This is a genomic window from Ornithinibacillus massiliensis, assembly GCF_018310345.1.
Classification (GTDB): Bacteria; Bacillota; Bacilli; order Bacillales; family Amphibacillaceae; genus Ornithinibacillus; species Ornithinibacillus massiliensis.
The window spans coordinates 134324-161031 of record NZ_JAGXBY010000002.1; the positions used below are offsets into that span (position 1 = coordinate 134324).

The following is a 26708-nucleotide window of genomic DNA, read 5'->3' on the forward strand; positions in this document are numbered from 1 at the left end:
ACGGTAGTAGGACTCACAAGGTAAACTAATTTAATATAGAGAGGAGACTGATCATGGAAAGAATCTCATGGAATCAATACTTTATGGCACAAAGTCATTTATTATCGTTGCGAAGTACTTGTACAAGACTTATGGTAGGAGCGACGATTGTTCGAGATAAACGAATAATAGCTGGTGGTTATAATGGGAGTGTATCTGGCGATGTTCATTGTGTAGATGAAGGTTGCTATGTTATCGATGGACATTGTGTACGAACTGTTCATGCAGAAGCTAACGCTCTTCTTCAATGTGCGAAGTTTGGAGTTCCTACAGAAAATGCCGATATCTATGTTACCCATTTTCCGTGCTTACAATGTACGAAGCAACTTATCCAAAGTGGTATTACAACGGTATACTATGCAGAGGATTATAAGAATCATTCATATGCAATTGAGTTATTTAAGGAAGCCGGAGTAAGAACGGAGAAAGTAGAATTAGACTACTTAGCATTAGATATGAACTACAAAGAGAAAGCTTCTGTTGTCGAAGAATTATTAAAGATAGTGGAACATCATGATACGAGCGAATTCAATCAGCTTAAAGAAAAGGCACAGGAATTATTCCGCTTAGTAAGGTAATCGTTTTTATGAACGGTAATTGGTACATAGCTGCTTTTGCAGTTGTTTGTAGTGCATTATCTGTCATGTTTGATGCAATCCTATTTTTTTTAGCTTTTATCATTTGGCTATTCATATTGTTTAAAAAGAAACGGCTAGGTAAGTTTCCTATCACGCTTTCCCTAGTCGTTTATCTTACCTTCCTCCTTTATATCCCTCCCATTGATTCTCTCAAGCCTGACACAGACCGTTCTGACGTCACATTCTCAGGGAAAATAATACGTTATCCCGTCAAAACAGAAACGATGCTACAATTTGATTTCAAAGATGATGATACAAAAGATACGATGAGAGTTATGCTATTTAATCTTGATAGACAAAATCCAACTATCGCCACCATTCAATCTGGTGCATCCTGTCAAATTCATGGCGACCTCAATATACTAGAAAGCAGTAGTAATCCTGGTCAATTTGATTATCAAGCCTATTTAGCATCAAATGGAATACATTATGAAATTGTAATCAACTCGATAGAGGATATTAGTTGTCATGGTAGTGATAGATTGAATGTCCTCTATACGATGAGAGAGAATATCAAGGAATATATTTATAGTAAATTTTCTGAAGAGACAGGTGCTTGGATACTTGCACTTGTTCTAGGAGATGATAGTTTAATCTCAAAGGATATAACTGAGTTGTTTCAACGGTGGAGTTTGTCTCATTTGTTAGCTATTTCTGGTCTTCATATTGGATTAGTGGTGGGACTACTGTATTTCTTTACGGTAAAGCTTCAACTGCTAACCATAGAGAAAGCACAATATCTTATGATGATATTTTTACCAATATACGCTTTTCTCGCAGGTGGAGCGCCTTCTGTGCTACGAGCGAGTTCTATGGTTTTACTCGTTCTTTTTCTTCGTAAAGTGAAACGGAAGCTCATGATAACCGATGTTATTAGTATTGTCTTCATCATGCTGATTATTTTCGATAAATACATTATCTATCATATTGGATTTCAGTTTTCTTTTTTGGTTACTTTTGCAATCATATTGTCTAAAAAATGGCTGTTAAGTAGTGATTCCTTGTTATTTCAGATGTTGAAATTAAGTTTTATCTCACAGCTTGTCATTCTCCCTATTCAGATGAATTATTTTTACAATTTTAATCCGCTATCCATATTACTGAATGTCTTCGTAGTTCCGTATTTTACTTTCTTTGTGATCCCACTTATGTTTTTGCTACTGTTGATTTCACCAATCTCATTCCTACATGTATTTATGGACAAGCTATTTTCATTCGTGCATGAGATTTTTCTACGCTTATTACAAGGAGTCGATACTAATCTTTTTTATCCGTGGTGGAATGGTCAATTTCCTACTAGTTATATCGTGATATATTATACGCTGTTGATTTTCATGTTAGCGATGATTCTACGTGATAAGTTAACTAGAGCATTTGCTTATGGAACGTTATTAACTATGTTATTGGTATCGTTGATGCTTCGACCATATTTATCTCCATATGGGAGTGTCACCATGTTAGATATAGGACAAGGGGACGCTATAGTAATTGAACTCCCATTTCGTAAGGGAGTGTTTATAGTCGATGCGGGAGCTGCGATTTCGTTCGAAAGTATGGAAGCTACGAATCGAAATTACACTAGAGTCATTAAACCCTTTCTTCAGTATCAAGGTATATATGAGATAAATGCAATTATCATCAGTCATGAGGATACAGACCATGCAGGTAGTGTGAAATATATTGTGGATGATTATCGAGTGAACACGATAATGATAAGCGAGTATTACCAACTTGAAGAGGAGCTTATTCATAAGCAGACACAAGGGGAAATACTAAGAGTAAAAGCAGGACAAGTTGTGGAAATAAAAGGAAAAATGTTTAACATTCTTGCACCTGGGGTAGATAAAAAAGGCAGTAACGAAAATTCCCTCGTATTTTCCATTAGTCTAGGTGGCCGAGATTGGCTATTTACTGGAGATATTGATAAGGAAACCGAGAAAGAAATAATCAAGACTTTCCCTGATCTGTCTGTAGATGTATTAAAAGTAGCACATCACGGTAGTAGTACTTCTACTTATCCAATGTTTATTTCGGCGATTAAGCCCAATTACGCGCTAATATCAGTTGGTAAAAATAATCGATATGGTCATCCAACTCGTGATGTTTTAGAAACATTGCATAAAGAACAGGCTCTTGTTCTAAGAACAGATCAGGCGGGTGCTATTATTTATCGTTATAGCGAAAATGATGGAACGTTTTATCAATTCAAGCCATAATCTAAATTAGACCAAATAAACAAAAGAGACCGGAGAAAGCCCAGTCTCTTTTGTTACGAAAAAACACTTATGTACTTATTGACCAATTACGCTAATGATTACTCCGATAAAAAAGATTAAAAGAAAGAAAACTAAAGAAAAGCCAAAACCCTTAATGGAATCAACTACATCATTATTTTTTGATTGTGGATCCTTTTCAAATTCATTCATAGCTAACCCTCCCATATCAACCTTTAGTATAAATTAATTACATAAAAAAATCCACCAAAGATACAAAAATGTCAAACATTAATTATGCATAGCCAAAATTAGAAAGACTTAACAACTATACTTTTGGTGAGAAGGGTCATGCTATAGGTGAAAGAAAAACATCGTTTAACATACTGTTCCTAGGGCTTTATGTTAAACGTTCATATAGATAGAGAGGGAAATTCCTGTCCCTATTTTCCCTCTCAGGTTTTTCTTGCTATTCATCATTCGACCGATTACCATAAAGAATATACGAATTTGGAGTGAATAGCATGACTTACACAGATGTAGTGAAACAAATAAAAAAAAAGCAAATCCCAGAAGTCATTTTATTATATGGTACAGAAAACTATTTTATCCAGAAAATAAAGGATCTACTGGTTAAAGGTGTTCTAGACGATGAAGAAAACCTTTCTACATATGATTTAACCGAAACATCCATCCAAGAAGTCATTGCAGATGTCGAGACGTATCCTTTTTTTGGTGAAAAGAAATTGGTAATTGCTACGAATGCACTTTTTCTTAAAGCGAAATCGGACAAGCTGCCATTTGAACATGATTTGTCGGTACTCGAACAATATTTAGAAATGCCAGTAGATTATTCTGTATTGGTTCTCATCGCACCTTATGAAAAAATAGATGAACGGAAAAAAATCAGTAAACTTTTGAAAAATAAAGGGTTGGTAGCGGAATGTAATCCGGTTAAAGAGTACGAATTAAAAAATTGGATAGTAAATTTAGCTAAACAATTACATGTAACGATTGATGAGGATGCATTTGAAATATTCGAAAATGAACTTTCTACCGACTTAAACATTATTGAAAGTGAGCTAGAGAAAATAGCATTATATGTTGGTGCTGGGGGCACGGTGACCAAACAAGTTGCAGAAGAATTAGTATCCCATACGATCACTAGCTCTGGTATTCGGCTTGTGGACACGGTGATAGAAGGTAATCTTGCAAAAGCGATTACCATCTATAAAGATTTAGAAATCATGAAGGAAGAACCGATTGCATTAATTGGGTTATTGGCTTTTCAGTTTAGAACAATTCTCCGAGTAAAGCTTCTAAAGCAAAAGGGATATAGTTCTGGTCAAATGCAAAAGCAACTAGGTGTTCATCCCTATGTAATTAAAGTTGCATTAAATCGAGAAGGGAAGTTTACTGTGCAAAAGCTAGAATATATCATCGATCAGCTTACAGAAACAGATGCGATAATTAAACAAGGAAAAATGGAAAAGTCTTTAGCTTTTGAAATGTTATTATATAATCTGATTAAAAAATAATGTTAATAACGTGATAAACAATAAAAACGATCCCGAATAGGATCGTTTTTTATTGTTTAGGCACCAAGACCGTTAACTTTTTTAGTTAGACGACTCTTTTGACGAGCACCAGCATTTTTATGGATAAGACCTTTTTGTACTGCTTTATCAATTTTTTTAATTGTTGCAGTTAACGCAGTTTTAGCATTTTCTACATCATTTGCTTCAACAAATTTTTCTAAAATCTTTATTTGTGAACGCATTTCAGATTTGTCTGATTGATTTTGAGCACGTTTTTTATTGTTTACTTCAACACGTTTAATTGCGGATTTAATATTAGCCATGATTTCACCTCCTAAAAACACAAACGTTCATTACATTGAACAAGAGACATTGTACCAAAGTTGGAGCGTGTTTTCAATAACTATTATCCTTTATTCATGGTAATTTGTATGTTTTTAGTGAAAATGCTAAGGATAATTCTATAGATTTGTGTAGTTAACAAGTTGAAAGGATGAGATTTATTTTGGATAAAAAGGATATGATGGAAAACCAATTACAAGTTCGTACGGATTTAGCGGTGGAAGCGAAGGATATGTACGTTGAGAAGGAAACCCCTTCTGATGAACATATAAAAGGAGTTAAACTAAAGGATATCGAAGAAAATGGTATTAAAATATCCTATGTTGAAATAGATGATGAGGGTGCTCAACTTTTAGGAAAGAAACCAGGGTCCTATGTAACCATTTATGCAGATGGGGTGAAGAAACAGGATACGAAACGCCAAGATAATGCAGCAAAGATCCTGGCACGAGAAATTGAGAATTTACTTGAGAAAAACAATATCAAGAAAAATGCAACTGGGCTTATAGTTGGATTAGGAAACTGGAATGTAACACCAGATGCTCTTGGTCCTATGACAGTGGAGAAAGTACTTGTAACGAGTCATTTATTTAAGTTAGAACATGAATCAGTGTCGGATGGCTATAGACCAGTTGGAGCCGTAACACCTGGAGTAATGGGGATTACTGGGATAGAGACAAGCAATATTATTTTTGGGATTGTAGAAAAGTTTAAGCCTGATTTTGTGTTAGCGATTGATGCCTTAGCATCCAGGTCGATAGAACGGGTTAATGAAACCATCCAATTATCTGATTCTGGTATCCACCCTGGTTCAGGAGTGGGAAATAAGCGTAAGGAGCTTAGTAAGGAAACACTAGGAGTTCCTGTATTGGCGATTGGGGTACCGACAGTTGTTGATGCTGTAACCATAACTAGTGATACCATCGATTTTATACTGAAGCATTTCGGCAGGGAATGGCGAGAAAAGGATCGCCCATCTAAAGCACTTGCCCCAGCTAGTATGTCTTTTGGGGGTAAGAAGTATAACGAAGAAGATCTGCCAGATTCAGAAAAGAGACAGACCTTTATGGGGATTGTAGGGAATCTATCTGAAGAAGAAAAAAGAGAACTTATTTCAGAGGTGCTAACGCCAACAGGCTATAATATGATGGTTACGCCAAAAGAAGTAGATGGTTTTATGGTTGATATGTCACATGTTTTGGCCAATGGTATAAACGCTGCCCTTCATGAGGCGGTAGATGTGAATAATATTGCCTCCTACTCTCGATAAGAATACCGTATAAATCTATTAAATTTTGTGAAAAATAAGAGATAACAGTTCTACCTTCCGAGGATTCGTCATAGATTTTACTAAAGACGAACTAGGAAGGTGGAACATGATGCTAGGACCTCATCGTTTTAAACGTGAAAATAGATTACCTCAATATGTTAAAAAAAGTGTTTTATATGTTGCTAGTGTGATTATTTTGTTTCTCTTTATCGGAATTTTCACCACCATTTCACCAGCTTTTCGGTTATCGTCCAATACGTTAACGAATTGGACAAGTGAAATTGAGAGCTCTACCTTTATGTATTTATTAGGAATGGAAAATCGAATTTTTATGAAGGGACTTCCGCCAGAAACGGAATTGCCAAATTTATCCTCAACTCTTTTTCAAATAGCAACCAGCATCAGGCCAGATGACCCGAGAAGTTTACTTGGAAACGAACTTCCCGGTTTTTCGATTTATGATAGTGAGATTTTCATTGCAGGGGAAGGAACGAATTATACGAATCTTCCAGTGGAATCATCACCTCCGTTAGAGGAAGTCTTAAAAGATAGGGAAGCAGTGATTGATGAAGAGGTTGAAGTGGAAACTCCAGAGGATACACCAGAGGGAGCACCAACAACTGGAGATAGGGAAGTTGTTTTTATTTATAATACACATAACTATGAATCATTCTTACCTCATTTACCGGGCGTAACTAATCCTAATTTAGCACAGCATAGTGAAGTGAATGTCACATTAGTAAGCGAGCGTCTCTCTAGTGCCCTTGAAAAATATGGTATCGGTAATAAGCTTGATGATACTGATAACATGAAATTATTGGAGCAGAACAACATGGAGTACTGGCAATCTTACACTTCGATTCGTGGTACTGTCCAGGAGGCTTTTGCCAATAATCAAGATATCCAGTATATATTTGATATTCATCGGGATTCATTAAGAAGAGAAGCAACCACAAAGGAAATCGATGGAGAAGCATACGCTAAGATTGCTTTTGTAATAGGTGGAGATAATGAGAATTATGAAAAGAATCTGGAGTTTGCTAGTAGACTTCATAAGCTCATGCAAGAGAAATACCCTGGTCTAAGTAGGGGAGTATTACCTCCTAAAAAAGGCGCAGGGACCGATGGGGTATTTAACCAAGACTTACATGAGAATGCTTTAACAGTAGAAATTGGTGGAATAGATAATAAATTAGAGGAATTATATCGATCTGCTGACGCTTTAGCAGAAGTGTTTAGTGAATTATACTGGGATGCGGAGAAGGTTAGTTCGGAATAGGAGGTAGATCATTATGTTTAAGTTTATATCTGTGGTGCTACTACTAGTTATTTGTTTTCTAGTAGGTGCTATCGTAGGTGTTGACCATACTGGAAAACATGTACCAGCGACCGATACAAGTACTGCTAGTGAAATTGTGGAAGCATACTCACAGGTCCAACAAACTACTAATGATAAGCCAGAAAATCCAGAAATCGTTAATCAAACTACAATTACCGAGGAGCTTTCTGTTTCGAATCCTGACCAGCTAAGCCAAAAGACAGCATCTTTTTTAGAAGTTGTGGTCCAAGGTTTTTATGATATGGTTGTTGAAATTTTATATCAGATTTCCCAATTGTTCTTCTAAATAAATTCATAGTACTAGATGTGGCTCGAATATGCGATATTTCCCTCGTAGTTGAGCCACTTCTTGCGTTAGATTAGTTGTCGTATTTGAAAGTGAAACATTCGAAGGTATCAAGATATTGCGTCTTTATGTATGATTATGGCAACTCTTTCTTGAAACAATAGACTCCAATTGCTATAATCATCCTAGCAATCATCGAATTGTTGGCAGATAGGAAAGAATAATAAGCTTTCCTAACCAGCAAAAGAAAAAACAACATATTCGCAAAAATGCGCGAATGCGAGTTTTTCAAATACTAGGATGTATTAAATATGTACTTTACCGAAAATGGGTAAAGGCAAGTAGGAGTGAACATCACGTATGGCAAGAAAACAAGAGAATGTACGTAATTTTTCTATCATAGCCCATATTGACCATGGTAAGTCGACTTTGGCTGATCGCATTTTAGAAAATACACAAACCGTTACGAAACGTGAAATGAAAGACCAAATTCTTGATGCAATGGATTTGGAACGAGAACGTGGCATAACGATTAAATTGAATGCAGTACAATTACAATATAAGAGTAAAAGTGGGGAAGACTTTACATTTCATTTAATTGATACCCCAGGACATGTTGATTTTACATATGAAGTATCTAGAAGTTTGGCGGCTTGTGAAGGTGCGATTTTAGTGGTTGATGCAGCACAAGGAATTGAAGCCCAAACTCTTGCGAATGTTTATCTCGCTTTAGATAATGAATTAGAAATTATTCCGGTTATTAATAAGATTGACCTACCTAGTGCCGACCCAGAACGTGTAAAAAAGGAACTGGAGGATGTAATCGGAATTGATCCTGATGACGTTATTTTAGCATCTGCTAAAGCGAATATTGGTATCGAAGACATTCTTGAACGAATTACAGAGGCCGTCCCGCCACCAGCTGGAGATCCAGATGAGCCTTTAAAAGCACTTATATTTGATTCTTTATATGATTCCTATCGTGGTGTTGTTGCGTATGTTTGTGTGAAAGAAGGATCTGTAAAAGTTGGCGATCGTATTAAAATGATGGCAACTGGTAAAGAATTTGAAGTAAACGAAGTTGGTGTGTTCACACCAAAACAATTACCACTCAAAGAGCTAAACGTTGGGGATGTTGGCTATATTACCGCGTCCATTAAAAATGTTGGAGATACACGTGTAGGGGATACCATTACACTAGCAGACAAACCTGCAAAAGAGCCGTTACCAGGATACCGACGCTTAAATCCTATGGTTTATTGTGGACTTTACCCAGTAGATTCCAGTAAATATAACGATTTACGTGAGGCACTTGAACGATTAGAATTGAATGACTCGGCTTTGCAATATGAAGCAGAGACATCACAAGCGTTAGGATTTGGCTTCCGTTGTGGATTTTTAGGATTATTACACATGGAAATAATTCAAGAACGTATTGAACGTGAATTTAAAATTGATCTTATAACTACTGCTCCGAGTGTAATCTATGAAGTAGAGCAAACAGACGGTGAAGTTATCACGATTGATAATCCATCTGTTATGCCAGATCCACAGAAGATTCAAGAAATTCGTGAACCATATGTGAAAGCTACCATTATGGTACCGAATGAATACGTAGGACCAGTAATGGAAATTGCTCAAAAGAAGCGTGGTCAGTTTATTGATATGGAATATCTCGATGACATTCGAGTCAATGTGATTTACCATATCCCACTTTCTGAAATTGTGTACGATTTCTTTGATCAATTGAAATCCAATACAAAAGGGTATGCATCATTTGATTATGAATTATTAGGTTATCAAGCATCGAAACTAGTGAAAATGGATATCCTGCTAAATGGTGAGACAATTGATGCGTTATCGTTTATTGTGCATAAAGATTTTTCATATGATCGCGGGAAGCAAATCGTAGAGAAATTAAAAGAATTAATTCCTAGACAACAATTCGAGGTTCCGGTACAAGCAGCAATTGGAAATAAAATAGTTGCCAGATCAACCATCAAAGCAATGCGTAAAAACGTATTGGCGAAATGTTATGGTGGAGATATATCCCGTAAGAGAAAACTTCTAGAGAAGCAAAAAGAAGGAAAAAAACGAATGAAGATGGTTGGTTCAGTTGAAGTACCACAAGAAGCATTTATGGCCGTATTAAAAATGGATGATGAATAATAGTGAGAGAACGGAAGAACTTATTAAAGTTTTTCCTTTTCTTTTTTAATTATAGAGCCTACAGTTTTTCGGAAGATGTCAATAGAAGAAAAGTATTAGGATGGTTAGGAGACATAATATGATTCAATCAGTATATATCCATATCCCGTTCTGTCAGCACATCTGTCATTATTGCGATTTTACAAAGTTCTTTTATAATGAACAATTGGCAACGGAATATTTAGAAGCACTAGAAAATGAAATAAACACACATATTCAAGGTAGTAAGCATTCCGTCAAGACGATTTTTATTGGCGGGGGAACACCTACTGCTTTAACCTATTCCCAATTAAAAAAATTATTAATGTTTATGGAAGAAAAATTTGATGTTTGGAATTGTGAAGAATATACCATTGAAGCTAACCCAGGAGACTTTGATGCAGATAAGGCGAAACTCTTAAAGGAATACGGTATAAATCGTGTGTCACTTGGTGTTCAAGTGTTTGATGATGTGATGTTAGCGGAGCTTGGAAGAGCCCATCGGGTAAAAGATGTATATAAAACGGTTGAACTATTAAGCACGGCTGGCTTAACTAATATTAGTTTAGATATGATTTACTCTTTACCGAATCAAACACCTGAGCATTTTGAAAAAACGGTTACCGAGGCACTTTCCTTTGGTTTACCACATTATTCAGCATATTCCTTGCAAATTGAACCCAAAACGATTTTTTATAACCGTTATAAAAAAGGGCAATTACATCGACCCGCTCAAGAAGAAGAGGTAGAAATGTATGACATCCTGCAATCAAAAATGCGGCAAGGTGGACTAATACAATATGAAATAAGTAATTTTGCCAAATCTGGTTTTGAAAGTAAACATAATTTGACCTATTGGAATAATGATTATTACTATGGTTTTGGTGCCGGTGCGAGTGGTTACTTACCAGAAAAACGTACCATGAATATTCGACCCTTACCTGCATATATCAAACAAGCAAATGAGGATGGGAAACCAATTCTAAAGGTTGAAACAATAGGTTTAAAAGAGCAAATTGAGGAAGAATGGTTCTTAGGGTTACGAAAACTGCGTGGGGTCCATAAGAAAGTCTTCCAGGACAAGTTTGGCTTTTCATATGAATTACTCTATCAACAACAAATTGAACATTTAGTTCAAAAGGGTTGGTTAATTAATGATAAAGAGACTATCCATCTTTCACAGCAAGGATTACTATTTGGAAATGATGTATTTGAGTATTTTTTGTTGGAAGATGAAGATCTAGAGGCAATAGCATTGACAAAAAAATCGTGATTTGATAATTTATTAGTAGTATTAGCACTCGAGATAAGAGAGTGCTAACAGGGGTGATCATTAATGTTAACGGATAGGCAATTAATGATTTTGCAAGTTATAATTGATGATTTTATTGAATCAGCCCACCCAGTTGGTTCACGTGCGATTTCAAAAAAAGATGAAATATCCTTCAGTGCTGCAACTATCCGTAATGTGATGGCGGATTTGGAAGAAATGGGTTTTATTGAGAAAACACATTCTTCTTCAGGTCGTGTGCCATCAGAAAAAGGATATCGTTACTATGTAGACCATGTCATTGCACCGTCTATTGATAAAAGTAATTTAAATATAATGAAGGATCTAATTCGGGATGAATTTATTGACTTTGAAAAGCTCGTACAAAAATCGGCTGAGGTATTGTCTGATTTAACAAATTATACGTCCATCATTTTAGGTCCAGAAATATTCGAAACAAAAGTAAAACAGTTGCAAATTGTCCCACTGTCAGATCATACGGCAGTTGCAATATTGGTTACTGACTCTGGTCACGTTGAACATCGTTCCTTCACGATTCCTGGAGAAATTAGCCCGTCTGACTTGGAGAAAATCGTCAATATCTTAAATGAACGATTAAAGGGCGTTTCGCTGGCACGATTACCAGACGTTATAACAACGGAAGTAGTATCATTAATGAGAATATACGTTCGTGATTTTGAAAAGTCCTTTCAATATTTATCGTCTGCTTTCTTCCATGATCAACCGGTAAAGCTCTATATAGGTGGAAAAACAAATTTATTAACACAACCAGAATTTAATGATATTAATAAAGTTCGATCATTCTATCAAATGATGGAGAACGAGAATCAGGTTGTAAATTTATTAAAGACACCACAACATGGAATAAAGGTGACCATTGGAAATGAAAATAAAGTTGACGTAATAAAGGATTTCAGCTTAATTACTGCTTCCTATCAATTAGGGAGTGAACAAATGGGAACTATTGCGCTAATTGGACCTACTCGGATGGAATATCGAAAAGTAATTACATTATTAAATGCGCTATCAAATGAAATGACAGATGCTTTATACTTATGGTATAAAAACAACGGGTAAAGACATGGGAAGAATATGTCTTTCTGAGTTGTATTTTGGAGGTGCGAATCATGGAAGAAAAAGATGTTACAGGGGTCGAGGATGAGAAGAAACTTGACGAACAAGTTGAAAAGGAAGATCAAACTGCCGACTCAGAAGTAACTATTGAAGAAGAAGGTATTGAACCTGATTCAGAAGCAACGGAGCTAGAAGCAGAGTTGGCTAAAGTTCAACAAGAAAAAGAAGAGTTATATCAACGATTATTACGAACACAAGCGGAATTTGATAACTACAAAAAACGTTCCATTAAAGAGCGGGAAGCGGAGCGCAAGTATAAAGCACAGGATCTTGTTACAGAGCTTTTACCTGCAATCGATAATTTCGAGCGCGCCTTACAAGTGGAAACTACAGATGCTAATAAGAACTTGTTAGATGGGATTTCGATGGTATATAGACAGCTTGTGGATGCATTAAAATCACAAGGTGTTGAACCTATCGAAGCTATTGGGAAAGAATTTGATCCCAATATTCATCAAGCCGTTATGCAGGTTGAGGAAGAAGGCTTTGAACCGAATACGGTAGTAGAAGAACTACAAAAGGGATACATGATGAAAGATCGTGTTATCCGTCCTGCTATGGTAAAAGTAAACCAATAATTTAAAGAAGGCTATCTTGTCAAGGAGGAAATAATTCATGGGTAAAATCATCGGAATTGATTTAGGAACAACAAACTCTTGTGTTGCAGTTATGGAAGGTGGAGAAGCGGTTGTTATCCCTAATCCTGAGGGGAACCGTACGACACCGTCAGCTGTAGCGTTTAAAAATGGAGAAAGACAGGTAGGGGAAGTAGCAAAACGTCAATCTATTACTAACCCGAATACGATTCTTTCTATTAAACGCCATATGGGTACAGATTATAAAGTAGAAATTGAAGATAAAGAATATACACCTCAAGAAGTTTCTGCTATTATTCTTCAGCATTTAAAATCATACGCTGAAGATTATATTGGTGAAAAAGTGGATAAGGCAGTTATTACAGTACCTGCATACTTTAATGACGCAGAACGTCAAGCTACGAAAGATGCTGGTAAAATTGCGGGTTTAGAAGTGGAGCGTATTATTAACGAACCCACAGCAGCTGCCTTAGCTTATGGTATTGAAAAGTCAAATGAAGATCAAACTATCCTTGTTTACGACCTTGGTGGAGGTACATTTGATGTATCAATCCTAGATATTGGTGAAGGTACATTTGAAGTAGTTGCAACTGCAGGGGATAACCGACTAGGTGGAGATGATTTTGACGAAGTTATCATCGAGCATCTAGTTGCTGAATTCAAAAAAGAAAACGGAATTGACCTTGCAAAAGATAAAATGGCAATGCAGCGTCTAAAGGATGCTGCTGAAAAAGCTAAAAAAGATCTATCAGGTGTTTCCCAAACACAAATCTCATTACCATTCATTACTGCGGGAGAAGCTGGTCCATTACATTTAGAGATGAACTTAACACGTTCTAAATTCGAAGAGTTATCTTCTGATCTAGTTGAACGTACAATGATCCCTACTCGTAAAGCATTACGCGATGCGGATTTAACTGCAAGTGATATTGATAAAGTTATTTTAGTTGGTGGTTCAACACGTATTCCAGCAGTACAAGAAGCAATCAAACGTGAAATTGGTAAAGAGCCATCTAAAGGGGTAAACCCAGACGAAGTAGTAGCATTAGGCGCTGCTATTCAAGGTGGTGTCTTACAAGGTGATGTAAAAGATGTTGTATTACTTGATGTTACACCACTTTCACTTGGTATTGAGACTATGGGTGGCGTATTTACGAAACTAATTGAACGTAATACAACGATCCCTACTAGTCATTCACAAGTATTCTCAACAGCTGCTGATAATCAGACCGCTGTAGACATTCATGTTCTTCAAGGGGAACGTGAAATGGCAGCAGACAATAAAACACTTGGTCGCTTCCAATTAACGGATATCCCACCAGCACCAAGAGGTGTACCACAAATTGAGGTATCTTTTGATATCGATGCTAACGGTATCGTTAATGTACGTGCAAAAGATATGGGTACGAATAAAGAGCAATCCATTACAATTAAATCTTCTTCCGGTTTATCAGATGAAGAAGTAGAACGTATGGTACAAGAAGCAGAGGAAAATGCGGAAGCTGATAAGAAGCGTCGTGAAGAAGTGGAGCTTCGTAATGAAGCAGAACAATTAATCTTTACAACCGATAAGACGCTAAAAGATTTAGCGGATAAAGTTTCGGATGAGGAAAAACAAAAAGCAGAAGCAGCTAAAGAAGAGTTGAAAAAAGCTTTAGAGGGTAATGACCTCGATGAAATTAAAGCGAAAAAAGAAGCTTTACAAGAACAAGTACAACAGTTATCTGTGAAGCTATATGAACAAATGGCCCAAGCAAACCAAGCCGGTCAAGATGAAGCAGCTCAAAACACGTCAGATGATGTAGTAGACGCTGATTACCAAGAAGTCGATGACGAAGAGAAAAAATAAGTAAATACTTGAACAAAAAAGTCAAAGTCAGGACCTTCTTGACTTTGACTTTTTTAAGTTAAGTTGGTTCACCCCATTAGTTGGCAAGGTGCTTCGTATGTCACACACAAATTTCAAACGGATATGAGGCCACTTGTAGAGTACGAGCAGAATATAGGAAGCTATCATTATTTGTAAGTATCCAGTGTGTTATTCGATCTGAGGATATGGATTTTTAACTAAATCTACTAAAGCACAAGCAATGAACCATTTGCCATCATAATGTTGTTAATGTTATGATTTACTCTATGTGAAAGTGATTCGGGAGAGTGATACAGAGTGTCAAAACGAGATTATTATGAAGTCTTAGGTATAGATAAGAGCGCATCTAAAGAAGAAATCAAAAAGGCATACCGCAAATTAGCTCGTAAATACCATCCAGACGTAAACAAAGAGCCAGATGCTGCTGATAAATTTAAAGAAGTGAAGGAAGCATACGAGACATTATCCAATGATCAAAAACGTGCACAATATGATCAATTCGGCCATGCCGGAATGAATGGAGGCCAAGGCTTTGGTGGCTTCGGAGGTTCACAGGATTTTGGTGGATTTGGCGATATATTTGACATGTTCTTTGGTGGAGGGGGACGTAGGAGAGATCCGAACGCTCCACAACAAGGTGCAGACTTACAATATACAATGATATTAGATTTCGAGGAAGCTATCTTCGGTAAGGAAGCAGATATTACGATACCTAAAGATGAACAATGTGCTACATGTCATGGATCTGGAGCAAAGCCCGGTACTAAGCCAGAAACATGTTCTCACTGTCATGGTTCTGGTCAATTGAATACCGAACAAAATACACCATTTGGTCGTGTAGTAAACCGCCGAGTTTGTCATTATTGTGATGGATCTGGAAAGGTTATTAAAGAAAAATGTACAACATGTACTGGAAAAGGTACTGTTAAAAAGAACAAAAAAATTCATATCACCATTCCTGCTGGTATTGATGATGGACAACAAATTCGTGTGGCAGGAAAAGGGGAACCTGGTAAGAATGGTGGTCCTAGTGGTGATTTATACGTTGTCATTCAAGTACGTAACCATGAATTCTTTACTCGAGAAGGAGATCATATTTACTGTGAGCTACCATTAAACTTTGCACAAGCTGCTCTTGGTGATGAAGTAGAGGTTCCAACTGTACATGGTAAGGTGAAGCTAAAAATCCCTGCTGGCACTCAGACTGGTAAGGTATTTCGTCTGAAAGGTAAGGGAGCACCTAATGTAAGAGGTTATGGACAAGGAGATCAACACATTAAAGTTCGCGTTGTAACACCTTCTAAATTAACGGATCGTCAGAAGGAATTATTACGAGAATTTAACGAGATTTCTGGTAATGGTAAAGCAGAGGAACAAGAGGATTCACTTTTCCAGAAATTCAAAAGAGCATTTAAAGGGGAATAGGTTTAACCTAATTCCCTAATACATAATTATGATAGGAACCAGAACACTAGACTATAATGAAAAAGAAAAGAGTGAGATTTGCTTGAAATGGTCAGAGATTTGTATCCATACCACAAATGAAGCTATCGAACCGATTTCCAATATCCTGCATGATTTGGGAGCAAGTGGTGTTGTTATTGAAGACCCGCTAGACTTAATCATTGAGAAGGACACGATGTATGGTGAGATTTTTGAGCTTGATGCCAATGATTATCCAGAAGAGGGTGTATATATAAAGGCTTACTTACCTACTAATAGCTCCTTGGGTGAGACAGTTGATGCAATCAAGTTAGCAGTAAACAATTTGAGAACCTTTGATATTGATCTTGGTGAAAATCAGATTACATTGAGTGAAGTAGATGAAGAGGATTGGTCAACGGCATGGAAGAAATATTATAAACCGGTACAAATTTCCGATAAAATTACCATTACGCCAACTTGGGAAGAATATACACCAAAGTCTAAAGAAGAGATTGTTATTGAATTAGATCCTGGGATGGCCTTTGGTACGGGGACACATCCAACCACGATTTTAAGTATTCGTTCATTAGAGAAATATTTACAAGGCAATGAAACGGTAATCGATGTTGGATGTGGTTCAGGTGTACTTAGTATTGCATCAGCACTCCTAGGTGCTAAGGAAATTTATGCGTATGATTTAGACGAAATTGCTGTGACTAGTACGACAATGAATGCAAAAGTCAATCAAGTTGATCAATTAATCCATACAAAACAAAATAATTTGTTGCAGGATGTTCATATGAATGTGGATGTCATTGTTTCTAACATATTAGCAGAAATCATTGTTCGATTTATTAAGGAAGCATGGGATAACCTTATTCAGGGTGGTTATTTTATCACTTCTGGCATCATTCAAGCGAAAAAGGAAATGGTCTTAGAGCAGTTAGAGGACCAGGGTTTTGAAATAATCGAAGTTAATGAACTGGAAGACTGGGTTTCTGTAGTAGCGAAGAAAAAGTAGGTGCTTTTTATGCAAAGGTACTTTGTTCCAACAGAGAATTGGAGAAATGATACTGTAGTAATTGAAGGTGATGATGCTCACCATATGTTAAGAGTAATGCGTATGCAGGTAGATGACAGGATAATTTGTAATCCACCAGCTTCAAAGGGAGCTATTTGTAAAATTGTACAAATGGATACGGATTCCGTAACTGCAAAAGTTGTAGAGTGGCTAGATAGAGATAGCGAGCTACCTGTTTATGTAACGATTGCGCAAGGCTTACCGAAGGGCGATAAAATGGATTTGGTACTGCAAAAGGGAACCGAACTAGGTGCGAGTGCTTTTATCCCTTTTCAGGCTGATAGATCTGTTGTAAAATGGGATGCTAAGAAGGAAGAAAAGAAATTAACACGTTATCGTAAAATTATTAAAGAAGCAAGTGAGCAATCCCATCGCAATCATTTACCAGAAATTAAGCCAGCAATGAAGTTAAAGCAGTTTATTGAGGAGAGTAATACCTATCATGTACGACTTTTCGCATATGAAGAAGAGGCAAAAACTGCTTCTTTCCAATCATTTGCAAGTGTTGTGAGCAAGCTAAACAAGGGAGAAAGAGTTATGATATGTATTGGGCCAGAGGGTGGCTTTTCAACTGATGAAGTTGATACATTGAAAGAACATAACTTTATCCCTGTTCGATTAGGTCCTAGAATTTTAAGGACAGAGACAGCTGCTTTATACGCACTGGCTAGTATTTCGTACCATTTGGAAGAATTGGAGGACTAGTAATGCCAACAGTTGCATTTCATACATTAGGGTGTAAGGTAAATCATTATGAAACAGAAGGAATATGGCGGATGTTTAAGGAGCAAGGTTATGAACGTGTAGATTTTGACCATGATTCCGATGTATATGTTATTAATACGTGTACCGTAACGAACTCAGGAGACAAAAAAAGTAGACAAATTATTAGAAGAGCTGTTCGTAAAAATCCAGATGGTATTGTATGTGTTACAGGGTGCTATGCACAAACGTCACCTGGTGAAATATTAGAAATACCTGGCGTGGATGTTGTAGTCGGTACGCAAGATCGTAAAAATATGATTCAATACATTGAAGATCATAAGAAAACGAAAGAGCCAATTAATGGTGTGTCAAACATCATGAAAAATCGTGTATTTGAGGAAATGGACGTACCAGAATTCTCTGATAGAACACGTGCTTCATTGAAAATTCAAGAAGGTTGTAATAATTTCTGTACATTCTGTATTATTCCTTGGTCTAGAGGGTTATTACGTTCTAGAGATCCTGAAAGTGTATTAGATCAAGCTCAAAAATTAGTAGATGCTGGCTATAAAGAGATTGTATTGACAGGAATCCACACTGCTGGCTATGGGGAAGATTTAAATGACTATAACTTTGCAATGCTTTTACGTGATTTAGAGTCTAAAGTTGAAGGGTTGCAACGGATACGTATATCTTCTATTGAAGCAAGTCAGATTACCGATGAAGTCATTGATGTATTAGATCAATCTGAGAAGATAGTCCGTCATTTACATATCCCATTACAATCTGGTTCTGACTCTGTATTAAAACGTATGAGAAGAAAGTATTCAACAGATTATTACTATCAAAAAGTAAAGAAAATTCGTCGTGCTTTACCAGATCTTGCGATTACTTCTGATGTCATTGTTGGATTCCCTGGAGAAACAGAAGAAGAGTTTATGGAAACATATGATTTTATCAAAAAAGTTGGTTATTCCGAACTACATGTATTCCCGTTTTCTCGCAGAACAGGGACGCCTGCTGCTAGAATGGAAGATCAAGTTGAAGAAGATGTGAAAAATGAGCGAGTTCAACGGATGATAGATCTATCAGAGGAACTTGCAAAAGAATATGCATCCCGATATGAAAATGAAGTACTTGAAGTAATTCCAGAAGAACGTGCACTAGAAGAGGATAATCCGAATATGTTAGTCGGCTATACGGATAACTACCTCAAAGTGAAGTTTGAAGGTACACCTGATATGATCGGAAAGATTGTCCGTGTAAAAATAACAAAATCAGGTTATCCATATAACGAAGGTACTTTTGTAAGAATTATGGAAAATGCCACTCATAGTAAACTAAAAATGAATGCCTAGTCGTAAGACTGGGCATTTTATTTAGAATAACCGATAATAAATAGCTTTTTATTTTAGAAAATGCTATGATACCTAAGAGGTACGTACAACTGATAAAGGGGAGTTAACCATGATACAAAATTTAGAAAAATATATTGATCATACGCTTTTAAAGCCAGATACAACAAAAGATAGTATTCTAAAGATTGTAGAAGAAGCGAAAGAATACAAATTTGCATCCGTTTGTGTTAATCCACATTGGGTATCCTTATGTTATGAGTATTTAAAAGATACGGAAGTAAAAGTATGTACAGTAATCGGTTTTCCATTAGGAGCAACGTCTACCAAAGCAAAAGTATTTGAAACAAAACAAGCAATTTCCGATGGTGCTACAGAAGTAGATATGGTCATTAACATTGGAGAATTGAAAGCAGGTAATGATGAATTTGTTAAGCAAGATATTCAAGCTGTAGTTGAGGCTGCTAAAGGACAAGCATTAACTAAAGTAATCATCGAAACATCGCTACTATCAGACGATGAAAAAGTACGTGCTTGTAAACTCGCTAAAGAAGCTGGAGCCGACTTTGTAAAAACTTCAACAGGATTCTCTGGAGGAGGCGCAACCGTTGAAGATATTACATTAATGCGTAAAACAGTAGGACCGGATGTGGGAGTAAAAGCATCTGGTGGAGTTCGTGACCTAGCTGGAGCAGAAGCCATGATTAGTGCGGGTGCAACAAGAATTGGTGCTAGTGCAGGAGTAGACATTATCAATGGTAATCAAGGGTCTTCTGATTATTAATGATATTGCCTAAATAATAGTAGTCTCAAACTGTAAGAGAAAGAAAAAAACACGAACAAGAAATAATCAGTTGACCGATGTTTCGTGTTATATTATAATTACAAAAGGCGTGTGATATGTCATTCGTCTTTATAATCTGTTTTATGCTTCGGAGGGAGGGAAATTAGCATGTCAAATACAACTCGCGTTCGTAAAAACGAGTCTCTTGAGGATGCTCTTCGTCGCTTTAAACGTAGTGTTGCAAAAAGTGGGACACTACAAGAATATCGTAAGCGTGAACACTATGAAAAACCTAGCGTTCGTCGTAAAAAGAAATCTGAAGCTGCTAGAAAGCGTAAATTCTAAAGAAGGTGCTAGAAGATGTCATTACTTACACAGTTGAACGATGATATGAAGCAAGCGATGAAGAGTAAGGACAAAGAAAAACTTAGTGTGATTCGCATGGTTAAAGCTTCATTACAGAACGAATCGATAAAGCTTGGTAAAAGTGATTTATCGGAAGACGAAGAATTATCAATTTTATCAAGAGAAATGAAACAAAGAAAAGATTCCCTCCAAGAATTTAAATCAGCTGGACGCGATGATCTTGTTGAAAAACTTGAAACGGAAATCAAAATCATTCAAGAATATATGCCTAAACAACTTTCAGATGAAGAGCTTTCGGCTATTATTCAAGAAACGATTCAAGAAACTGGTGCATCTTCAAAAAAAGATATGGGTAAAGTGATGAGTGCGGTTATGCCAAAAGTAAAAGGTAAAGCTGATGGCTCTAAAATTAATAAATTAGTTCAAGAATTCTTGAATTAGTATACCCAAGAAACCCTTGCTGATAGGCAAGGGTTTTTTACTTAAATGGGAACTTTAAAATGTAATGTGTTATTGGATTTTGCTTAAGACCGTCTTTTTTCCCTTATACATAATGGTGGTATGAAATTTATATCCTATCCTTTCTCATATCCCTACCGTTCCACCATCAAATTATGATACTATTTACTATAGTTAATAACCATTTTTTAATCTTTTTTGAAACCTTACATAGACTCACAACGTATGAATAGGTGTATAAAGGAGGTGCCATCATTGCCGAAAAAACGATTGATACTCTATATTGCCATATTCGCTACTTTGTTTTTATCGGTATTTTCACCTAATACTGGAGAAGTTGCACATGCGGATGAACAGGGTGGGGGTAAGCTGATTTATGTCATCCCGATTGAAAATGATGTGGAACGGGGATTAGAAGCCTTTCTATCTAGAACAACTAAAGAGGCTGTAGAAGCTGGTGCAGATCACATCATTTTTGAGATTAATACTCCAGGTGGAAGCGTGCAAGCGGCTGATAATATAGGAACGATTATTGCTGATTTAGATATTCCAACAACATCATTTATTATTAGTCAAGCCCTATCTGCTGGATCTTATATAGCGCTTCATACCGATAACATATATATGACTCCAAGAGCTACGATGGGAGCAAGTGGTGTTATTAATTCAGATGGGACTGCGGCTGACAAGAAAGCACAGTCAGCTTGGCTAAAGGCCATGACTAGTGCCGCTGAGGCTGGTGGAAGAGACCCTCTATATGCAGCTGCCATGGCAGATTCTAGTATTGATTTACCCGAACTAGATGCACCGGAGGGAGAATTTTTAACCTTAACACCACAAGAAGCGGTGGAAGTCGGGTATGCTGAAGGAATTGTATCCCACCGTACTGAATTGCTGCATGAGCTAGGATTATCGAATGCAACTATTATTCAAACAGAAACTACTCTTGCAGAGAACATAGCTAGATTTATTACGAACCCAATCGTTATTTCCATCCTATTATCACTAGCAGGCTTGGGATTAATTGTTGAACTGTACTCCCCGGGATTTGGTGTGCCAGGTAGTATAGGAATAATCTCATTAGTATTATTTTTCTATGGTCATGTGGTTGCAGGACTTGCTGGGATGGAAGCAATTATTATCTTAGTAATCGGTATAGCACTTCTCATTGCTGAATTCTTTGTTCCAGGTGGTATATTAGGCTTATTAGGAGTTGGTGCCATAATTGGTTCAATCTTTATGTCAGGTGCTAATATTGGACATATGACGATAAGTGTTGCAATTGCCTTACTAGTTGTCATCATTGCATCTGTTATCTTATTTAGAAGAGTAGGTCTGGATAAAGGCGTGTTTCGTCATGTCATACTTCGGGACCGAACAACTACAGAGTTAGGCTATGTGTCCAATGAAAATCGACTTGAATTAATTGGTATGGTAGGTGTTACAGCAACAGCTCTGAGACCTTCTGGAGTTGCTATCTTAGGGAAAGACAGAGTGGATGTAGTATCGGAAGGTAGTTTTATTCAAGCAAATGTACCAATTAAAGTAGTAAAAGTTGAAGGAGCACGTATACTAGTTAGGGAATTATAAGGTTAATTAATAACCTATAAGATAAATAAACTTTAGGAGGAATTTTATATGGATCCACAAGAATACATTTTTCCGGTGATTTTAATCGCTGTGATCTTGATTGCAATTGCAATCCTATTTACTTTTATACCTGTTACACTCTGGATTAGTGCATTAGCTGCTGGTGTTCGGGTAGGTATACTTCAATTAATCGGAATGCGTCTACGTCGAGTGGTACCTAGTCGAGTAATTAACCCATTAATTAAAGCACACAAGGCAGGACTTGATGTTAAAACAAATCAACTAGAAAGTCACTACTTAGCTGGTGGTAATGTTGATAGAGTGGTAAATGCTTTGATCGCTGCACATCGTGCAAATATTGAGTTATCATTTGAACGTGCTGCAGCTATTGACCTTGCTGGTCGTGATGTATTAGAGGCAGTACAAATGAGTGTTAACCCTGAAGTAATTGAGACACCATTTATTGCTGGTATTGCCATGGATGGTATCGAGGTAAAAGCAAAAGCAAGAATTACAGTACGTGCTAACATCGATCGTCTAGTAGGGGGTGCTGGTGAAGAAACAATCATCGCCCGTGTTGGGGAAGGTGTCGTAAGTACAATTGGTAGTTCAGAAACACATGCAAAAGTTTTAGAAAACCCAGATTCTATTTCACATACTGTCCTTTCTAAAGGGTTAGATGCTGGTACAGCATTCGAAATTCTATCGATTGATATTGCAGATGTTGATATCGGTAAGAACATTGGAGCGATTCTACAAACTGACCAAGCAGAGGCAGATAAAAATATTGCACAGGCAAAAGCCGAAGAACGTCGTGCGATGGCAGTAGCGCAAGAACAAGAAATGGTTGCGCGTGTACAAGAAATGCGTGCGAAAGTGGTGGAAGCAGAAGCGGAAGTACCACTTGCACTTGCAGAAGCATTACGTTCTGGAAAATTAGGTGTGATGGATTATTTGAATTACGAAAATATTAATGCAGACACTGATATGCGTGATTCTATCGGAAAATTATCTAAAGAAAACAACGATGAGAATAAGTAATTTAGTTGCTATTAACAGGAAGGGGGGACATGATGGAAGAAATATTAAATTTTTTACCTCTCATTGCCATTATCCTCTTTGGGATTATTAAAGGAATGATTGGCAACAATGAGCAAAATGAGAAAAAGCAACGAACACCAAGTCGACCAACGAATGTACCTAGACCAAATCCTACCCCTTCAGGAGGTCAAGAGAGAACGCGGAGTACGACTCAAAGAACTGCTCCTGTGCAACCTTCTATTGAAGAACAGCAAAAGCAGCAAATGGAACAGTTAAAAAGCAGGATGAATACTGGATCTAAGGTGAATCTTGATGACATAAGTCAACAGGATGTGGGATTAGGATCTAGTATACAGGATGCGATTAAGCATCAGGCTACGAACAAGGTAGTTGAAAATAAAGAGAAATTTAAGAAAGAGGTAAAGACTGGCCTTAATCGACGTGGATTAGTACAAGGCATCATTATGTCAGAGGTGCTAGGCCCACCAAGAGCAAGGAAGCCTTACCAAAATGTAATAACAGAGAGAAAAAGACATATATCACGATAATGAAACCCAAAAGCATCCTTATGATGCTTTTGGGTTTTTTAGTTCTTATCTGTTTCGGTTTCTCATAAATATGTATGTGAGAGGGGGCTCACATCTGTGAAGAAATTACAACAACGATTACGACCATGGCTAGTAAAATACCTTGCACTGCCTTCTGATGTTGTAATGGAACTACCCAGAATAACGATTATTGGCCAAATACATGTATACATTGAAAATCATAAAGGACTCGCCGTATTCACGGACGACGAATTAAGGTTAAAAACAACAAAGGGCTATATCCAAATAAAAGGATCGTCATTTGTACTAAAGATGATGTTACCAGAAGAAATATTACTGGAAGGAAACATAACAGATGTTAAGTTTATTCCAGGATAAACGTTAGTTAATGGGAGGACGAAATGAAACAGATACAGGGGTCATATTTCAAGGGATATGTAAGAATTGTGGTAAAAGGTCGTTTGCCAGATCATTTTTTCCAAGCATGTGCCAATCGTGGTATTACCGTATGGAATATTAAAAGGGAAGGTAACGATACGTGTAGTGGTAATGTTAGGCTATCTGATATAGCTAGAATTAAACAATTAAGACGTGATAAAAAATATAAGATTACGTTTGAGCAACGGAAAGGTTACCCATTTATAATAAGTCGCTTTATAAGAAGAAGAGAATTTGTCCTATCGTTCGTGATGAGTATATTAATGATCCTTTTTATGTCTAATATCATTTGGAAAGTAGAGGTAACGGGTGATTTACCTATCGAAATCGAAGAAAAAATCGCCAAACAACTAGATGAGTATGGTATTCATCCAGGTGCTTGGATTTTTACATTAGATTCACCAGGAATTATCCAGCAGAAACTAACCAATGACATTCCTGAATTGCTTTGGGTTGGTGTGAGGCAAAAAGGGACAACCTTTCAATTAGAAGGAGTAGAAAAAATTGTTGTTAAAGAGGAAGAAATAGGGGGACCGAGGGACTTAGTGGCGACAAAGAAGGGTGTTATCAAGAAAATGTATGTCGCAAAAGGCTTACCAAAAGTGGAAATTAATGATTACGTGCAGCCTGGACAAGTTCTAGTTTCGGGTACATTAAATGAAATAGCACAGAATCAGGATAATGAAAAAGAAAAGAAAAATAACTCGATAGTCGTACCAGCAGAAGGTGAAATTATTGCTAGAACATGGTACGAAATGAATGTTAGTATTCCATTAAATCAAAATTATGAACTTGTTACTGGACAACAGGAGAAAAAATATTATTTAGGCATTCGTAACTTTAAATTACCAATATGGGGATTCGGATCACCTGAATATGAGGAGATTCACTATGATAGCGTCGAAACGCCAATAAAATTCATAAAATGGGATTTGCCGTTAAAAATAATCGAAACAACTTTAAGTGAAAAACAGTATCACGAGTTAGAACGAACGAAGGAACAGGCAAGAAAAGCAGGTATCGAACAAGCGAAGGAGGAGCTTCAACTGCAGCTTGGACCGGAAGCTAAGATTGTATCAGAAAAAGTTTTGCATGAATCTGTAGAGAATGGTAAAGTTAAATTAGAATTGTATATGACAGTTGAGGAAAATATTGCTAAAGCACAACCTATAACTCAAGGAGATTGAATATGCCTGATAATTTAAACGCAATTGATATTGAACTAACCAATCCAGAAGAGGCTCTCGAGCTTTTTGGGAATAATGACAGATACTTAAAACATATTGAAGAAAAACTTAACGTCTCTATTATAACAAGAGGAGAGAAAATTAGTGTTTCTGGAACTGATAGTGATATTGCAATTGTACAGGATATCCTTTTAACCCTTCTAAACATAGTCCGTAAGGGGATAACAATAGCTGAGCGTGATATTGTTTATGCGATTGAGCTTGCAAAGGAAGGTAGAATCAATCAATTTGAAACGCTATTTGAGGATGTTATCACAAAAAATGTGAAAGGAAAGTCCATTCGGATTAAAACCCTTGGACAAAAAAGTTATATAACTGCCATAAGAGAGAATGATTTAGTATTTGGTATAGGTCCTGCAGGAACAGGTAAAACTTATCTTGCAGTTGTTATGGCTGTTCAAGCCCTTAAGAATGGTCAAGTAAAGCGAATCATTTTAACTAGACCAGCTGTTGAAGCAGGTGAAAGCTTAGGATTTTTGCCTGGCGATTTGAAAGAGAAGGTTGATCCTTACTTAAGACCATTGTATGATGCCTTAAATGATGTATTAGGGGCAGAACATACACTACGATTAATAGAAAGAGAGACAATTGAGATTGCTCCTCTAGCCTATATGAGAGGACGTACACTAGATGATGCCTTTGTTATTTTAGATGAAGCGCAAAATACAACTCCTGAACAAATGAAGATGTTCCTGACTCGACTAGGTTTTGGTTCGAAAATGGTTATAACTGGTGATGTAACGCAAATTGATTTACCGAAAGGAAAAAGGTCTGGACTACATGTGGCAGAGAAAATGTTAGGTGCTATAACAGGAATTTCTTTTGTCCATCTTACACAAACAGATGTAGTGAGGCATCCATTGGTACAGCGAATCATTGATGCATACGAAAAAAGCAACAAGATTGATTAGTCTAGGAGACCCGTT

Annotated in this window: 26 protein-coding genes; 24 read left to right on the forward strand and 2 right to left on the reverse strand. The window is 36.8% G+C overall.

Translation table 11 applies throughout. The features are described from left to right. Positions 1 to 53: 53 nt before the first annotated feature. Positions 54 to 617, forward strand: a complete 564-nt coding sequence (locus tag KGF86_RS04770) for a ComE operon protein 2 (protein WP_186871472.1) — start codon at positions 54 to 56, stop codon at positions 615 to 617. Positions 618 to 625: 8 nt separating this feature from the next. Then, entirely contained in the window at positions 626 to 2893 is a 2268-nt protein-coding gene (locus KGF86_RS04775) for a DNA internalization-related competence protein ComEC/Rec2 (RefSeq protein WP_211741269.1), read from the forward strand. Positions 2894 to 2968: 75 nt separating this feature from the next. Here the strand turns inward: KGF86_RS04775 and KGF86_RS04780 are convergent, their stop codons facing one another. Continuing rightward, positions 2969 to 3103, reverse strand: a complete 135-nt coding sequence (locus KGF86_RS04780; protein WP_186871474.1) for a YqzM family protein — start codon at positions 3101 to 3103, stop codon at positions 2969 to 2971. A gap of 311 nt (positions 3104 to 3414) precedes the next feature. On the opposite strand from KGF86_RS04780, the gene holA reads away from it, so the two are divergent. Next, positions 3415 to 4428 (forward strand): DNA polymerase III subunit delta, encoded by a 1014-nt coding sequence (holA, locus tag KGF86_RS04785; protein WP_211741270.1) that lies wholly within the window; start codon positions 3415 to 3417, stop codon positions 4426 to 4428. A 56-nt stretch (positions 4429 to 4484) separates the two neighbouring features. Here the strand turns inward: holA and rpsT are convergent, their stop codons facing one another. Then, complete coding sequence (gene rpsT / locus KGF86_RS04790; RefSeq protein WP_186871476.1) at positions 4485 to 4751, reverse strand: 30S ribosomal protein S20; 267 nt, start codon at positions 4749 to 4751, stop codon at positions 4485 to 4487. A gap of 197 nt (positions 4752 to 4948) precedes the next feature. Here rpsT and gpr point away from each other — a divergent pair, with 197 nt between their 5' ends. The 21 genes from gpr (at position 4949) to KGF86_RS04895 (ending at position 26693) form a co-directional block, all read left to right on the forward strand. Continuing rightward, complete coding sequence (gene gpr, locus KGF86_RS04795) at positions 4949 to 6040, forward strand: GPR endopeptidase (RefSeq protein ID WP_211741583.1); 1092 nt, start codon at positions 4949 to 4951, stop codon at positions 6038 to 6040. Positions 6041 to 6146: 106 nt separating this feature from the next. Further along, positions 6147 to 7319, forward strand: coding sequence for a stage II sporulation protein P (spoIIP, locus tag KGF86_RS04800; RefSeq protein WP_343221423.1), 1173 nt, complete (start codon positions 6147 to 6149; stop codon positions 7317 to 7319). A gap of 13 nt (positions 7320 to 7332) precedes the next feature. Then, positions 7333 to 7665 (forward strand): hypothetical protein, encoded by a 333-nt coding sequence (locus KGF86_RS04805; protein WP_211741271.1) that lies wholly within the window; start codon positions 7333 to 7335, stop codon positions 7663 to 7665. Between the two features lie 360 nt (positions 7666 to 8025). Further along, positions 8026 to 9834 (forward strand): translation elongation factor 4, encoded by a 1809-nt coding sequence (lepA, locus tag KGF86_RS04810; protein ID WP_211741272.1) that lies wholly within the window; start codon positions 8026 to 8028, stop codon positions 9832 to 9834. Between the two features lie 118 nt (positions 9835 to 9952). Then, on the forward strand, positions 9953 to 11125 hold the full coding sequence (hemW, locus tag KGF86_RS04815; protein WP_211741273.1) for a radical SAM family heme chaperone HemW: 1173 nt from the start codon (positions 9953 to 9955) through the stop codon (positions 11123 to 11125). A gap of 63 nt (positions 11126 to 11188) precedes the next feature. Further along, positions 11189 to 12220, forward strand: coding sequence for a heat-inducible transcriptional repressor HrcA (hrcA, locus tag KGF86_RS04820; protein WP_186871480.1), 1032 nt, complete (start codon positions 11189 to 11191; stop codon positions 12218 to 12220). 50 nt (positions 12221 to 12270) lie between these two features. Continuing rightward, a complete protein-coding gene (grpE, locus tag KGF86_RS04825) occupies positions 12271 to 12855 on the forward strand; it encodes a nucleotide exchange factor GrpE (RefSeq protein WP_186871481.1) in 585 nt (194 codons plus the stop codon). A gap of 37 nt (positions 12856 to 12892) precedes the next feature. Then, positions 12893 to 14722 carry a molecular chaperone DnaK gene (gene dnaK, locus KGF86_RS04830; protein ID WP_211741274.1) on the forward strand — a complete coding sequence of 610 codons (1830 nt, stop codon included), beginning with the start codon at positions 12893 to 12895 and terminating at the stop codon, positions 14720 to 14722. Between the two features lie 318 nt (positions 14723 to 15040). Continuing rightward, positions 15041 to 16168, forward strand: coding sequence for a molecular chaperone DnaJ (gene dnaJ, locus KGF86_RS04835; RefSeq protein ID WP_211741275.1), 1128 nt, complete (start codon positions 15041 to 15043; stop codon positions 16166 to 16168). A gap of 82 nt (positions 16169 to 16250) precedes the next feature. Continuing rightward, positions 16251 to 17189, forward strand: coding sequence for a 50S ribosomal protein L11 methyltransferase (gene prmA / locus KGF86_RS04840; protein WP_211741584.1), 939 nt, complete (start codon positions 16251 to 16253; stop codon positions 17187 to 17189). Positions 17190 to 17198: 9 nt separating this feature from the next. Beyond that, a complete protein-coding gene (locus KGF86_RS04845; protein WP_211741276.1) occupies positions 17199 to 17954 on the forward strand; it encodes a 16S rRNA (uracil(1498)-N(3))-methyltransferase in 756 nt (251 codons plus the stop codon). A 2-nt stretch (positions 17955 to 17956) separates the two neighbouring features. Next, complete coding sequence (mtaB, locus tag KGF86_RS04850) at positions 17957 to 19312, forward strand: tRNA (N(6)-L-threonylcarbamoyladenosine(37)-C(2))-methylthiotransferase MtaB (RefSeq protein ID WP_186871485.1); 1356 nt, start codon at positions 17957 to 17959, stop codon at positions 19310 to 19312. A 109-nt stretch (positions 19313 to 19421) separates the two neighbouring features. Further along, entirely contained in the window at positions 19422 to 20093 is a 672-nt protein-coding gene (gene deoC, locus KGF86_RS04855; RefSeq protein ID WP_186869954.1) for a deoxyribose-phosphate aldolase, read from the forward strand. A 168-nt stretch (positions 20094 to 20261) separates the two neighbouring features. Further along, the gene (rpsU, locus tag KGF86_RS04860) at positions 20262 to 20438 is read left to right on the forward strand and encodes a 30S ribosomal protein S21 (protein ID WP_042145999.1); all 177 of its coding nucleotides are present in this window, start codon (positions 20262 to 20264) and stop codon (positions 20436 to 20438) included. A gap of 15 nt (positions 20439 to 20453) precedes the next feature. Continuing rightward, complete coding sequence (locus KGF86_RS04865) at positions 20454 to 20900, forward strand: GatB/YqeY domain-containing protein (RefSeq protein WP_186869953.1); 447 nt, start codon at positions 20454 to 20456, stop codon at positions 20898 to 20900. Positions 20901 to 21173: 273 nt separating this feature from the next. After that, positions 21174 to 22508: an NfeD family protein gene (locus tag KGF86_RS04870; protein WP_246521327.1), complete on the forward strand. Its 1335-nt coding sequence runs from the start codon at positions 21174 to 21176 to the stop codon at positions 22506 to 22508. A 48-nt stretch (positions 22509 to 22556) separates the two neighbouring features. After that, positions 22557 to 23549 (forward strand): flotillin-like protein FloA, encoded by a 993-nt coding sequence (gene floA, locus KGF86_RS04875; protein ID WP_186869951.1) that lies wholly within the window; start codon positions 22557 to 22559, stop codon positions 23547 to 23549. Between the two features lie 32 nt (positions 23550 to 23581). Next, positions 23582 to 24097: a hypothetical protein gene (locus KGF86_RS04880; protein WP_211741278.1), complete on the forward strand. Its 516-nt coding sequence runs from the start codon at positions 23582 to 23584 to the stop codon at positions 24095 to 24097. 96 nt (positions 24098 to 24193) lie between these two features. Further along, positions 24194 to 24475, forward strand: a complete 282-nt coding sequence (gene yqfC / locus KGF86_RS04885) for a sporulation protein YqfC (protein ID WP_186869949.1) — start codon at positions 24194 to 24196, stop codon at positions 24473 to 24475. A 23-nt stretch (positions 24476 to 24498) separates the two neighbouring features. After that, the gene (yqfD, locus tag KGF86_RS04890; protein ID WP_186869948.1) at positions 24499 to 25722 is read left to right on the forward strand and encodes a sporulation protein YqfD; all 1224 of its coding nucleotides are present in this window, start codon (positions 24499 to 24501) and stop codon (positions 25720 to 25722) included. 2 nt (positions 25723 to 25724) lie between these two features. Continuing rightward, positions 25725 to 26693 (forward strand): PhoH family protein, encoded by a 969-nt coding sequence (locus tag KGF86_RS04895; protein ID WP_186869947.1) that lies wholly within the window; start codon positions 25725 to 25727, stop codon positions 26691 to 26693. Positions 26694 to 26708 lie beyond the last annotated feature (15 nt).